9 protein-coding genes are annotated in these 13,605 nt (G+C 38.4%); 3 read left to right on the top strand and 6 right to left on the bottom strand.

Annotated features, from left to right (window positions below; genetic code table 11):
- Positions 1-43 precede the first annotated feature (43 nt).
- The gene (locus tag U859_RS0114625; protein WP_025144103.1) at positions 44-478 is read right to left on the bottom strand and encodes a MarR family winged helix-turn-helix transcriptional regulator; all 435 of its coding nucleotides are present in this window, start codon (positions 476-478) and stop codon (positions 44-46) included.
- 110 nt (positions 479-588) lie between these two features.
- On the opposite strand from U859_RS0114625, the gene U859_RS0114620 reads away from it, so the two are divergent.
- Positions 589-1,566 carry a hypothetical protein gene (locus tag U859_RS0114620; protein WP_025144102.1) on the top strand — a complete coding sequence of 326 codons (978 nt, stop codon included), beginning with the start codon at positions 589-591 and terminating at the stop codon, positions 1,564-1,566.
- 207 nt (positions 1,567-1,773) lie between these two features.
- On the opposite strand, the gene U859_RS0114615 is transcribed toward U859_RS0114620, so the two are convergent.
- From U859_RS0114615 to U859_RS0114600, 4 genes are all read right to left on the bottom strand, one after another.
- Positions 1,774-3,096 carry a DUF6089 family protein gene (locus tag U859_RS0114615; RefSeq protein WP_025144101.1) on the bottom strand — a complete coding sequence of 441 codons (1,323 nt, stop codon included), beginning with the start codon at positions 3,094-3,096 and terminating at the stop codon, positions 1,774-1,776.
- A gap of 465 nt (positions 3,097-3,561) precedes the next feature.
- Complete coding sequence (locus tag U859_RS0114610; protein WP_025144100.1) at positions 3,562-5,898, bottom strand: GAF domain-containing protein; 2,337 nt, start codon at positions 5,896-5,898, stop codon at positions 3,562-3,564.
- Between the two features lie 87 nt (positions 5,899-5,985).
- A complete protein-coding gene (gene ggt, locus U859_RS0114605; RefSeq protein WP_025144099.1) occupies positions 5,986-7,707 on the bottom strand; it encodes a gamma-glutamyltransferase in 1,722 nt (573 codons plus the stop codon).
- Positions 7,679-9,454 carry an AMP-dependent synthetase/ligase gene (locus U859_RS0114600; RefSeq protein WP_025144098.1) on the bottom strand — a complete coding sequence of 592 codons (1,776 nt, stop codon included), beginning with the start codon at positions 9,452-9,454 and terminating at the stop codon, positions 7,679-7,681. The genes ggt and U859_RS0114600 overlap by 29 nt, the downstream gene beginning before the upstream one ends.
- 253 nt (positions 9,455-9,707) lie before the next feature.
- Between U859_RS0114600 and U859_RS0114590 the strand changes: the two genes are divergently transcribed.
- Positions 9,708-10,172, top strand: a complete 465-nt coding sequence (locus tag U859_RS0114590; protein WP_025144097.1) for a hypothetical protein — start codon at positions 9,708-9,710, stop codon at positions 10,170-10,172.
- Between the two features lie 135 nt (positions 10,173-10,307).
- Here the strand turns inward: U859_RS0114590 and U859_RS0114585 are convergent, their stop codons facing one another.
- Positions 10,308-12,137, bottom strand: a complete 1,830-nt coding sequence (locus U859_RS0114585) for a M61 family metallopeptidase (RefSeq protein ID WP_025144096.1) — start codon at positions 12,135-12,137, stop codon at positions 10,308-10,310.
- Between the two features lie 369 nt (positions 12,138-12,506).
- On the opposite strand from U859_RS0114585, the gene U859_RS0114580 reads away from it, so the two are divergent.
- Positions 12,507-13,604 (top strand): efflux RND transporter periplasmic adaptor subunit, encoded by a 1,098-nt coding sequence (locus U859_RS0114580; RefSeq protein ID WP_025144095.1) that lies wholly within the window; start codon positions 12,507-12,509, stop codon positions 13,602-13,604.
- Position 13,605: the final 1 nt, after the last annotated feature.

Below are 13,605 nucleotides of genomic sequence, written 5' to 3'. Positions count from 1 at the left end.
TATTATGTAAAAATTTACATAGCAGGTTTCATGATTATATTTGTTAATCAACAGTATAGGCTACTGTAATATCATTTAGTTTTATCAACAGGGTAATGAATGTTTCCTTCTCCTTTTTGCTAAAATGCTCATCCAGGTATTCATTAAATTTCCGAACAACACCCTTAGCCAATTGTTTTTTCTCTTTACCAAAATCAGTGAGAAAAACTTTAACCGAACGTTTATCGCCCGCAGAAGTTTCGCGGTAAATCAGATCGGCTTCTTCCATATTGTTTAACATACGCGAAAGACTGGTGGCTTTTACACCCAATAAGGCTGCTAAATTTGAAACGGCAGTTCCATCGGTATCATCTATATTAATGAGCATATACCCGATGGCCTGTGTAATTCCAAAACTGGAAGCCATTTGATTATACTTATTGAACATATTTTGCCAGGCAAACTTAATATGGTAATCTATGGTTTGTTGTTGTTTCATTTTTGTTAATTTATTATGCTTGCATAACAAAGCTAATGAATGTATTTTGTTAATGCAATAGAAAAATTCAAAATAATTGTCAAAATTTTCTTATTATAATTGTACACAAAATGAAAACACACCATATGTTAAAAGCTAAAGTAATACTCCTGTTTAGCCTATTTATTACATCGGCCACCATTTGCAAGAGTCAGGTATCTTATTTTGGAGCAGCACTTCTAAACAGTCAAAAGTTAGAAGTTTTTAAAAACACCACCACCTTATTTACTTTGCAGTATGCTGATTATGCCGAACTGGAAAAATTTGATCAGGCGATAAAAAAAACCTGGACCATCACCCCATATAAAATTATCAAGCCTGAAGAACTTGCAAAGTATGATACCCTTGCAAATTATTCATTTTTTTATTTTGACGGCTATGCAGAAAAACTGGATAGTACGACTAATGTAAACGTGGTTTATGCGCTGAAACTGGTTACGCCATCAAAAAAACCGAAGACAAAGGAAGAAAACGTACTGGCAACAGTTAATCTTTTTGCTGATGGGAATACAAATCTGTTGATCGAAACACAGGATCAGCAATTTGGTTCAAAGCGAAGTATTAAAAACAATATTTTATCGGTCCTATATAATAAGTCTAGCTTTCTGAACTGGTCGCCAGGATTTTTAACAGGTTATTTGAAACAGATTAATGACGGCTTAATGGCCAGTGAAACCTGCAGCATAGATTATCAGTTTTACAATAAAATCCGCCTGCCAGAGCTGGCAAGGGAAACTCTTTATGTGCCAGAATATATTAAACAGGTATTTTCATCAAGGTTAGCACTTCTGCCACAATCGGGTGTAGTTTTAGAACCGTACAATTATAAACTCAAATTTGTATCATATAAAGTGCTTGATAGTTTAATTTTGAACAAAGAAACTCCTGTTAAATATGTGGTTTACACGCAAAGGTCAAACGATAAAATAATCAGTGTTTATGATAGTAAAGACGATAAGATTATTTATCAGCGCTTTTATCCTCAATCGCCAAATTTTGAAATGAATGATTTAAGTGAAATTAAAAAGGTGATTGTAGATCTTAAATAAGAAGAGCCCTCATTGCTGAGGAACGACAGCCAGCCCCGATTTATCGGGGAGGCAATCTTACAAGTGTGGGTTTATGGCTACCGCATCAAGATTGCTTCGTCAGCTGAAAAAGCCTTCTCGCAATGACGACTGTATTGCTTTAAACCTCTTAAAACCAAAAAAGTCCCGATTTGCATCGGGACTTTTTTATGTTATTTAAAAAACAGACTAGTAAAGGGTAAACTCTACACGACGGTTTTGTTGACGACCAGCTGCTGTTTTATTGGTAGCAATTGGCTGACCCATGCCATAACCTGTAGCTTCGATACGTGATGCATTAGCACCTTGAGAAACTAAATAAGCTTTAACAGATTCTGCTCTTTCTTTAGATAAACGTAAGTTTAACTCTTTTGAACCAGTATTATCAGTGTGACCAGCTAATTTTAAGCTGAAGTTTTTCTGAACTAATAATGCAGCAACCCTGTTTAATGAAGCATAAGATTTAGAACGAATAGTTGCTTTACCTAAATCGAACTCTAAGTTTTTAATTGCTTCGTTAACTACCTTACGGTCTTCTTCAGTAACAATTACTTTTTCTACTACTTTTTCAGGAGTTTTTAATGGACAACCTGAACCATCTACTACAGTACCTGCAGGTGTATCAGGGCATTTATCCAATTTATCTGCAACACCATCACCGTCTGTATCTTTCAAGATATCATTCAATTCAGCACGTAATTTTGCATTATCGGCTTTTTGAGCATTTAAATCAGATTTCAAGCCATCAGCAGTTTGTTTTGCTTTTAAAGCTTCATCATAAGTTAAAGCTACCGGATTGTGGAAAGCTAATTGTTTTCCGCTACCTAAAGCAAACTCTAAACCTGCGTAAGCATAGTTGTATTTATCATTACCGCCTCTGTAGTAACCGTCTAAGTTATCGCCATCAAGGAATGTAATTGTCCAACCTAAATCGAAGTTAACTGCATCAGAGATTTTAAATTTAGCACCTAAACCTACTGGGATAATCAATTCGTTAATGTTTTCATCACCTGCATAAAGTCTAGAACCAGCTGCTGTAGTAATTGTAGGTTTATAACCTGCAATACCAGCACCAGCTGAAGCATATAGCTGTAAAGTGTTCTCTTTTTTAAACATATCGATATTGAACATGTTTACTACAGCATTTAAACTTCCTGAATAAGATAATTCAGTATCGAAAGCTCTTACCGGAGAATTGTTTACTACACCACTTTCGTAAGCTTCGGTGTTATCGCCTTTTAATTTACCACGAACTCCGTCTAAACGTAACGAGAAATAAGGTGTAAACTGTTTTTTGATGTAAAGGCCATAACCTAAGCTAGATTTGTTGTTGCTAAAATCGTTTTTACCACCCAATGGAGAAAGAGGGGTTAAAACACCAGCGTTAACTCCAATCGACCACGTTTTGAATGAGGTTGATGAAGTTGCCGGGCTTTCCTGAGCGGAAGCAACCGAACCGATTAATAAACCAGCGAGTGCTACTGGTAAGGTTTTAAATAATTGTAGTTTCATAATTTTATGTATAACGTTGAATAGCGTTTCACAACCTTTACAATAGCCATACCAAAAATACGAACCAACCAAAATAATTATCAACTTGTTAACACTAAAAGCTATTGGCTATATTAAAGCATTCACCACCTTAGTCACACCTAATCACTCTTTCACGCGTTTTACGTAGTATAAATACATAAAGTAGTTGATTTTAAGCTGTAAGCAATAGTTTATTTTATGATCCAGCTAATTAACAATCAATATTATTTTTTTTGAGGCACATTTTATCAGACTATAACTTCAAATAAACCCCTTACCACAAAGTCTGATTATACCTACACATAAAAAACCATGAGCGCTACAGCATTGGATTTATCAATAAAATTAAGTACGCATTTTGAGTTCCCTCCCTAATAATTGCATTCTTAATTTTTTTGAGGATTTTTTTCTACACATTATAAGCTACTGAATGTAATGATAACCTTATAAAATTACTAAACGCAAGGCTTTTAATCCGCTTAATCCTTGCAGATCTTCTAAATCAAGGTCTTCTGTTTCAGTACCCAATGTGCTGGTTTCTTGCAGGTATTTTACAAATGGCAGGTAATCTTCTATATCTCTCTTATTGAAATAGATTAATGCCAGTTTATCCGGTTGCGTAAGCCGCTCCTGTGAATTGCGAATCAATACTTTATCGATCCTTTTTTTGATCATCTGGTACCTGATGTTATACGCCCCCTCTACATCAAACTTCCTTTCATCAATCCTAAAATTAATGTCAATAGGGTGATTATGGATAAAAATTAACTGGGTAGTAGCTAGCTTAACGGGCATATCAGGTTGAAGTTGCCGTACCATTTTGGCTATGGCAGCCATTGAGGAAAGTTGCCACAGGCGCAGGTTTTTTAGATGGAATCGGTTAAAAATAATATCTGGAGCAATAGATTGCCCGATATAGATGTCGTACTCAATTCCATCGGTTCTGAACTTTTCGAAATAACAGGGATAAGACTCCTGTAGTTTTTCCCGTTCAGTTTCAAAATAAGTATTAATATCCCTGTTAATGAGCTGCATCGATGTTTCCAAAGCCTGCCGGTGTTTGTAAACCTGGCCATTATGCACAGAAATATGCTCGAGATATTTACCGATTACTTTTTGCGTGATGGGATGTGATTGGGAAATGAGCTGCAGATAATCGTTGGTTTCTTCTTTTAGGAAAATATTGAGGCTGTTCTCTTCGGTTGTATTCAACTCATTACTATGCAAAATATCATTCCATTTATTGCAGTTGAATATCATTTCCACCAATAAAGCATCAGTATAGATTTTGCTAAGCTGTTTTAATGTTTCGCGGAGCAAGTTTAGGTGTAGGTTCAGATCTGCCTTACTGGCGGCATTTCGTTCGATAGTTGAATTTCTAATATCGATAGCACCATAAAAAGGATATACATCAATAAAACTGATGTCTTCTGTACGTAGAGGCAGCTTCTTTTTCTTATCGTAAAGGTAATGCCAGGCTGCTTCGTTAAATTTCCATTGAACTGCCGGCTGTATAGAAGTATATTTTTCTTTGATGATATTTTCAATCTCGAAGTTAAATTCATCAATGTAAACCTGTAATAACTGGGCTATGGGAGCCAGTACAGGATCCAATAAGGTGATTTTTCTTTCGTCGAAAGTTTCACCAAGCCAGGTATGCATGCCCAACACCCCAACCAAAATATGATTATGGAACACAGGAATAAGCGCCATCGATTTTACATTCAGTTCCCTAAACCTATCCAACCAGGGAAACATCTCTTTGCTTTCTGCCCAGATATCGGGCGAATAAAAAGAATTGGGATTTGCAGCATAACCCTCGGCAATCTGCCTAAAAGCTTCAGGACTTAGGGTTTCTTCGCCCCATACCGAAAAAAGTAATCCGCTACCGCCTTTTACATAACCATAAACCATTTTATTATTCACTCTAACAAAAGGAAAAAGATCAAACTGAATGTTGGCATTTTGAACCAATACTTTAAGCGATTGAATTACCTCTTCATAAGCAGCACCTTCGCTGCCGGGCACACGGCTTAATCTTACATTTTTAATATTTTCGACCGCCTGTTTTGCTGTAACATCAGTAATGGTTAATACCGAAATACCGCGGAGTTCGAAAAGATCTAATGGTAATAGCTCTTGCAATTTATCTAAGCCAGATTCATCAGTTAAGTATTGTTGCAATTCGCGGTAACTAAGTTCTGGCAAGCTTCCTTTAGCCTTCACTTCGATGAAACTGGCATTTAAGCCAATGTGGAAATAAGCAGGCAAACCGGTATCCGAATTGATCGCGGAATGATATTTTTCTTTTACCGGCGAGTGAAAATCATATAATTTATCAAGGATGAACGAATAAATAAAATGCAGGCGATCGTGCTGATGCTGCTCCAGTGTTTTTGATCCGGCAAAACTGTGCTGATCTTTCTCCTCATGCTCAAGCAATTCATACATCAGTTCCGTACCATAAAAGGTAAGGGGTTGCATGGGCGCACAAAGTCCCCAGGCTTGATGATCTTCTGTTAAAAATGCTGGCGAAAGACAGGCGTACATATATTCCAGTAATAATTCGTACTGGTAGATGTCATCGAAAGCAATAACCTGATTGGTTATGCCCTGCTTTTTAAATTCGTTTAACGCGTGGTTATAGAGCGTAGATTTTACCGTCTGTTCTTCTCTGACTTTTTCCTTCAGGTATTTAACGAAAGGTCCGAAAGAGATGGCGGAATCTACCTCGGGCAAACTGGGATAATTCTGTGCAATATTAAATATGCGCTTCTTCATCTCTTTAAATTTTAGATTAGACAATCTATTAGCTGATTTGTAACAGATTGACTAAAGCTAAGATAAAAAAATTGGAGTGATAATCTCCTACCAGCCAATGGCCTTATCATCGCCACGTGGATCGGCACCGCCCTGATAGTTGCCCCACTTGGTTTTTAAAATGGCATCAACCCTGCCAATCGCACCGCGGGGAACGATCTTATAACCTTTTGCCTTTAATTTTTCTGTTGATAAGCTGTCGATTGCATCTTTTTCTACGTACACCTCATCAGGTAACCATTGATGGTGGAATTTCTTTGCGGCTACAGCTTCTTGCATAGACATGTCGAAATCGATTACATTTATAATCGTCTGAAAAACAGAAGTAATGATAGTTGATCCTCCTGGAGTACCCACCACCATAAATAATTTTCCATCTTTCTCTACAATACTAGGTGTCATAGAGCTTAACATCCTTTTATTCGGTGCAATGGCATTGGCTTCGCCACCAACTAAACCGTACATATTTGGAGCACCCGGCTTAACAGAAAAATCGTCCATTTCATTATTTAGCAGAAAGCCAGCACCTTTTACGGCTACCAGCGATCCGTAAGAGCCATTTAATGTAGTGGTGATCGAAACGGCATTACCATCACGGTCTACAATAGAAAAATGTGTGGTTTCTTCGTGTTCTGCACCTTTTATCTCTCCCGCCAGAACCGAACTGCTTGGGGTTGCGGCCGCCCAGTTAAAATTGGCCATGCGGTTTTGATTATAATCAGGACTTAATAACTGTTGTTGTGGTACTGCATAAAAATCAGGGTCGCCCAAATGTGTGGCCCGATCTGCATATACCCTTCTTTCGGCTTCTACAATTACCTGAACAGTAGAATCAGCATTATGTCCCCACTTTTTAAGGGGAAATTTTTCTACACTCTGCAACAGTTGTACTAAAGCAATTCCACCGCTTGATGTGGGTGGCATCGTAATAATTTTATAACCCCTGTAATTACCTGTAATGGGTTTACGCCAGGCGGAGTGATAATTTTTTAAATCTTCCTTAGTGATCAATCCCTTACCGCGCTGCATCTCTGCCACAACCGAATCGGCTACTGCACCTTCATAAAAACCTGCTCTGCCTTTCTCCTGGATCAGTTTTAAAGTATTGGCCAGCTCTTTTTGAACGAGCAAATCATTTTCCTGCCAGGTACTTTCTAAATTAACAAAAGCAGTTCCGTCAGGGTTAAATTCCATAAATTTACGGTGCAAACTGTTCAACTCACCGGCTTGTCGTTTAGTGATTTTGAAACCGTTCTGAGCGAGGTCTATCGCTGGTTGCAATACCTGTACCCAGGAAAGTTTCCCATATTTTTTGTGTGCCTCTACCATGCCATCAACTGATCCGGGAACACCAGAAGCTAAATGCCCGTACAAACTTTTATCAACGATCGGATTTCCAGCGCTATCCAGGTACATATCCCTGCTTGCTGAGGCAGCGGCTTTTTCGCGAAAGTCCAAAGCATTGATTTCGCCATTTGCGCCACGGTAAACCATAAAGCCACCGCCGCCGATATTCCCTGCATTGGGATAAACTACAGCCAGCGCAAATTGAACTGCAACGGCAGCATCAACAGCATTACCTCCCTTTTTTAAAATATCTATCCCAACCTGCGAAGCTTCAGGATGGGCTGAAACCACCATCCCGTTTTTATATTCGCCACTGTTGTTTTTCCCTAGCTGACCAGTTACGCAACCAGCCAGCAAAACCACCAGGGTTAAGGAAGCGAAAGAATTTTTAAGTTTAATGAGGGGCTTTATAGTTTTCTGCATCCTTGTATATTTTTTCGATTACTTCATTGTTTTTCTCAGTAATCACTTTTCTTTTTAAGCTTAATTTGGGGGTAAGTTCGCCACCATCTATACTCCATTCTTTTGGCAATAGTGCAAATCTTTTTACCTGTTCCCATTTACCGAAACCTACATTTGCAGCTTCGATCACTTCATTATATTTGGCAAGCACCTGTTCGTTTTTGATCATTTCTTCGTTTGTGGTAAAAGTGATCCCTTTTCTGCCCGCCCAGGTTTTTAAGGTTTCAAAATTTGGAACAATTAAGGCAGAAGGGAATTTTCTATTTTCGCCCAATACCATAATCTGTTCAATAAAGATCGATTCTTTGTATTTATTCTCCAGCATTTGTGGTGCCACGTATTTACCACCTGCTGTTTTAAACATTTCTTTTTTACGGTCGGTAATTTTTAAGAAACGGCCATCAACCAGCTCACCGATATCCCCGGTGTGGAACCAACCGTCTTTATCTACCGCTTCATCGGTTAAATCAGGACGGTTATAATACCCTTTCATTACCTGGTGACCCCGGGTTAATACTTCACCATCCTGTGCAATTTTAACTTCCACTCCTTTAATTACTTCACCAACGGTTCCGAACATGGTTCCTCCGAAATGGTTAACGGTAATTACGGGCGAGGTTTCAGTTAAGCCATATCCTTCGAAAACCGGCATGCCTGCTGCCCAGAAAATCCTGGCCAAACGTGGGTTTAGCGCTGCTCCGCCCGATACAATCACTACAATCTCACCACCAAGTGCTTCCTGCCATTTTTTAAAAACCAGTTTTCGGGCAATGCCAAGTTTAAAATTATACCAGGCACCTGCATTAATGGTATATTTTTCGGCTAAGGCCACCGACCAAAAGAAAATTCCTTTTTTAACGCCCGTCAAAGCTTTCCCTTTTTCCATAATCTTATCGTACACTTTTTCGAGCAGACGTGGAACGGTAGAGAACGCGTTTGGTTTTACATGCTGAATATCGGCCACGATGGTATCCATACTTTCAGCATAATAAATAGCGGTGTAATTAAATAAGTACAGATAAATGATCATCCGCTCGAAAATGTGCGAGAGGGGCAAAAAGCTGAGACCTTTTTTAACACCTTCGGGCATCACCACGGCCGAGTTTACAAAGTTTGCTACTAAATTATCATGCGTTAGCATTACCCCTTTGGGTGTACCTGTAGTTCCGGAAGTGTAGATTAAAGTTAAAATATCTTCGGGCGCTACTTTAGCACGGTATTCTTCCAGATCAATATCGGTACTGGCTTTACCCAATTCGATTAATGTATTCCAGTTTTCAGCTTCGGGAATTTCGTTAAAGCTGTAAATTTTGATATTAGGATTTATGGCATCCGCGCAGGGCCTGATTTTTTTATACAGTTCTTCGTCGGCTACGAAAATGATCGAGATCTCTGCGTCCTTTAATATAAATTCAATGTCGTGTTCGGCAAGTGTTGGGTATAAAGGAATCTGATAGGCACCAATCTGGTTGGCTGCAAAATCTGCAATATTCCATTCGGGTCTATTGTGCGACATTACCGCCACCCTACCACCTTTGGTAATCCCCTGTTTAATCAATCCACGGCTCAGTTGATCTACAGCATCACAAAAATCGACTGTACTATAATTTATCCATTTTCCACTAACTTTTCCGCTGATGAACTCTTGCTTTGGATTTTCGAGGCTGTATTTCAAAAGATCAAAAACCCGTTTAATTTCTGCCGCCATATGAATTGTATAATATTTGGTTAAGTTAAAAATTCAATCTCAAAGATTGATGTCTATATCTCTTTTTAATAAAAATAATACCTCGCCATTAAGAAACCAGTGCATTTATGCTTATCAAAAAATATTTAAATAAACTTAGCAATTACAAAATTACTATGCAAGCATTGTTTTTTATGATTTTAGATTTTGACCAAAAAAACATAAACGGCACTAAAGTTGTTAGGCTGGTAATTATTTAAAAAACACTTAAATTATGAAAAAGTTATTTACAATTTTAGGATGTATTGCACTATTTGCCTTCAGTACAACAAACGTTAAAGCCCAAAACTATAAAACCGGATTAGGTTTAGGCATTGATTTTGGTGATGGCGCAACATTGGTTGGTCCCTCAATCAGACATCACTTCAGTCCAAAAGCAGCCATTCAAGGTGATGTGTTATTTGGCGGAAACTCTACCATTATCCAAGGGTTTCTTCAATATAACTCTTCAATCCCTGGAGCTAAAGGCTTAGATTGGTACTTAGGTGGTGGTCCTTCTATCCAATTGTATGATGGTGGCTCTAGCTTTTATTTAGTACCAATGGTGGGTTTAGATTATAAATTCTCAGGTGCACCTTTAGCGTTGGCTTTAGACTGGAGACCAAGGTTATACATCGGCAGTAATGATAGCGATTTTAATGCTGGAAGATTCGGTTTAGGCTTTAGATATACTTTCTAGGCGGAAAGCGTGGAGCGTTAGGCGCATGGCGTTAAGCGAAGTACGCAACATAAAAAATCCCGTAAGAAATTCATCTTACGGGATTTTTTTATGCCTTGAACTATAGGCTCATGACTGAGGAATTAAGACTCTAAACTAAACCCCCGTCCATTTTTTTAACACTGCTTTTTGTGCAGGAGTTGCATTTTCATTAACGGTTGCTTTTAAGCGTACATTCGGGTTTTCTTTTAAGGTTAAAGAGATTTCTTTTTCAAGACCATCGCGTTTAACTTTTAATTTCAGTACATCACCGATATTCTTTTTACCTACCAAAGGGATGGCGTCTAAAGAAATCATCGGGCTTTTTAACCTCACGGTTGATAATGCATCACTTAATGTAGTATCGTCTAAAGTAAGTATCACATCATTCACATTTAAGCCATTAATCCAGGCTGCAGAATTTCTTGTTGTTGAGGTGATTACTAAACCGTCATTGGTTAACTGTCCGGAAGCACCTGTAACCGGTTTGCCAGGTGTTGCATTTTCTGTTGATACATCTACACCGGCATAAGCGAAGTATTTTACATATTCAACATCATCTACACCGTTCACATATTTTGCCCAGAAATTGGTAAAACTGATTCCTGATATTTTTTCAACCATGGCTTTAAATTCTGCGTCGGTATAACCACGTTTTAAAGTTTTGCACTGTAAGTACATGGCTTTCATTACATCATCCAAACTTTTAGCGCCTTTAGTGGCATTGATGATTTCGAGATCCATTAAAATACCGATCACCTCTCCTTTATTATAGTAAGAGATAGAATTGTTTTTTGAGTTTTCGTTCGGGCGGTAACCGATAATCCATGCATCATAACTTGATGAAGCTGCTGATTGATATTTTGCACCAGGTGTATTTAAAACTGTACCTACCCCACCTGCAAGATCTTTCAAAAACTCATTTATATCTGTAAAACCAGCCCTGTGTATATATTTATTCTCATAATATGAAGTAAAGCCTTCAGCTACCCATAGGTTGGTGGTATAATTCTCATTATCGTAATCGAATGGGCCTAATGCCACAGGGCGCAAACGTTTAACATTCCAAAGGTGATGATATTCATGTGCAACCAAACTCAAAAAGCCTTTATAACCTTCTGCGGTATTGTATGCATTTCTGCTCGCACCCAAAGTAGTAGAGTTTAAATGCTCTAAACCGCCGCCGCCTTTTAAAAAGTTGTGTACGATAAAAACATAGTGTTTATTTGGGTTTTCGCCATACACTTCAGTTTCCTTTTCAACAATTTTGGCCATATCTACCTTAAGCTTTTCCTTATCGTAGTTACCACCACCGTACATGGCCACTTCGTGACGAACACCGGCTGCTGTAAATTCGAAAACATCCTGGTTACCCACTTCAATAGGACTATCGTAAAGAATATCAAAATCGGTTGCCTTATACGTAAACTGCTCGCCTGCAACTGGTGTTAAACCGGTTGAAACTTTGCTCCAGGTATTGAAAGGAATAATTTTTACGGTACTTGGCGATTTGATCAAACCATCAGGATGCATAAAAATACCTGTTGGAGATAAAAATGCATGTGATTCGTCGATAAATGGTGTACGCACCGAAATTTCGAATGCATAAACACGGTAATTGATCTGGATATTGGCCGCTTTTGCAGAGAAAATTCTCCAGGTATTTTTTCTTACCTTTTCTACTTTAACCGCTTTACCTGCCGCTGTAGCTTTAAATTCTTCTACACTTTTTTCAAATTCACGCACCAAATAAGAACCAGGGGTCCATACTGGCATTTTTACATCTACATAATCTTTTGCTAAGCCAGAAATATTCATCTGCACTTCAGCATAGTGTGCCTGTGGCTCTTTAAAAGAAACCTCAAAGCCTATTTTTACCTGCGCCTTCGCTGCCATAATACACGTTAGTAGTAAAACTAAACTTAAAATTGATTTTTTATTAAACATATTGAGGGTGTTTTGTTGCAAATTTATATTTATTGATGAGGTTTTGGAACAAAATAGCTAAATGTGGTGTAAAATAGTTGTTTCTGTTTGCCCCGCGTTTGGCGTTGGGCGATATGCGGAAAGCGGATGGAACTTTAACAGCCAAGTGGCACCAGGCATTAATTTGTTGATTTTCGAGGGATAATAATTAATCAGTACTTATTATTTTGCATCCAAACTATGGACTTCCGACTTCAGAATCCGGAATAAAATCGGTAACATCCTTAATACAACAAATTTAGGACTAAACTATTTGAATATTTTTACGCTCTAATTCTGGAACATTAATCTTATTTTAATGTTTGGAATACGCACGACACAAATATAAACATGAAGAAAAGGTATATTATCTATGCTGTTTTAGCCATAGGCCTGGCTTATTTAGTCTATTACAGAATTAACGCAAACAAAAAACTCGAGGGCAAAGGAGGGGCATCTGCAGGGGCAGGAAAAGGAAAATCAGGTGGTAAAGATGGAAAATCGGCACCACTTGTGGTAGATGGTATTGTGGTAAAAACAACATCATTTGATAACGACCTTGAAATTACAGGCGCCATTGATGCCAACGAATCTGTTGTGCTTAAAAGTGAAGTATCGGGATTGGTTACCGGCATTTATTTTCAGGAAGGTACAACTGTATCAAAAGGAAGTGTGCTGGTAAAAGTAAACGACAGGGATATACAGGCACAGTTGCAGGATGCATTAACCAAACAAAAGCTTTCGGGAACAAACGAAAACAGGGCTAAACAGCTTTTAGCCAAAGGCGCCATCAGTCAGGAAGAGTATGATACTTCTTTAGCCGATTTAAAATCTTTAGAGGCGCAGGCACAATTAATCAGGGCACAACTGGCAAAAACTACCATCCGCGCGCCTTTTACAGGTCGTGTTGGTTTACGCAGCATCTCAGCAGGAACCTATTTAACACCAGCAACGGTAATTGCCAATCTGGTAAGCACCAATCCGGTTAAGGTTACGTTTTCAGTTCCTGAGAAGTATGCCGGACAGATTAAAATAAATTCAGAAATTACCTTTACCACCGATGGCTCATCAAAAGAGAACAAAGGAAAAGTTTACGCAATAGAGCCTGGAATTAATGCTGCAACGCGGACTTTACAGATCAGGGCTTTGGCACCAAATGCAGATAATGCGCTGTTACCAGGTTCATTTGCGAAGATCAAACTGGCATTAAGCACCCTGCAAAATGCAATATTGATTCCAAATGAAGCAGTGGTACCCGTTTTAAAAGGCAAGATTGTATATATCCAAAAGAATGGGAAAGCACAGGAAGTTAAGGTTGAGGCCGGAACACGTACCGATGAAAATATCGTAATTACTTCAGGATTAAAAGTTGGCGATACGGTATTAACAACCGGATCGATGGCTTTAAAGAAAGATGCTCCTGTAAAAGTTCATTTGGTTAAAGAATAAT

Origin of the sequence: Pedobacter jeongneungensis (assembly GCF_000633455.1) — a bacterium.
GTDB lineage: Bacteria > Bacteroidota > Bacteroidia > Sphingobacteriales > Sphingobacteriaceae > Pedobacter > Pedobacter jeongneungensis_A.
Note: the sequence above shows the minus strand (reverse complement) of the source record. Positions and strands in the feature narration are given on the sequence as shown.

Excerpts from the sequence above, each read along its gene's own strand:
- U859_RS0114585 (WP_025144096.1), bottom strand. The coding sequence starts at position 12,137 with ATGTTTAATAAAAAATCAATTTTAAGTTTAGTTTTACTACTAACGTGT.
- ggt (WP_025144099.1), bottom strand. The coding sequence starts at position 7,707 with ATGCAGAAAACTATAAAGCCCCTCATTAAACTTAAAAATTCTTTCGCT.
- U859_RS0114590 (WP_025144097.1), top strand. The coding sequence starts at position 9,708 with ATGAAAAAGTTATTTACAATTTTAGGATGTATTGCACTATTTGCCTTC.
- U859_RS0114600 (WP_025144098.1), bottom strand. The coding sequence starts at position 9,454 with ATGGCGGCAGAAATTAAACGGGTTTTTGATCTTTTGAAATACAGCCTC.
- U859_RS0114625 (WP_025144103.1), bottom strand. The coding sequence starts at position 478 with ATGAAACAACAACAAACCATAGATTACCATATTAAGTTTGCCTGGCAA.
- U859_RS0114620 (WP_025144102.1), top strand. The coding sequence starts at position 589 with ATGAAAACACACCATATGTTAAAAGCTAAAGTAATACTCCTGTTTAGC.
- U859_RS0114610 (WP_025144100.1), bottom strand. The coding sequence starts at position 5,898 with ATGAAGAAGCGCATATTTAATATTGCACAGAATTATCCCAGTTTGCCC.
- U859_RS0114580 (WP_025144095.1), top strand. The coding sequence starts at position 12,507 with ATGAAGAAAAGGTATATTATCTATGCTGTTTTAGCCATAGGCCTGGCT.
- U859_RS0114615 (WP_025144101.1), bottom strand. The coding sequence starts at position 3,096 with ATGAAACTACAATTATTTAAAACCTTACCAGTAGCACTCGCTGGTTTA.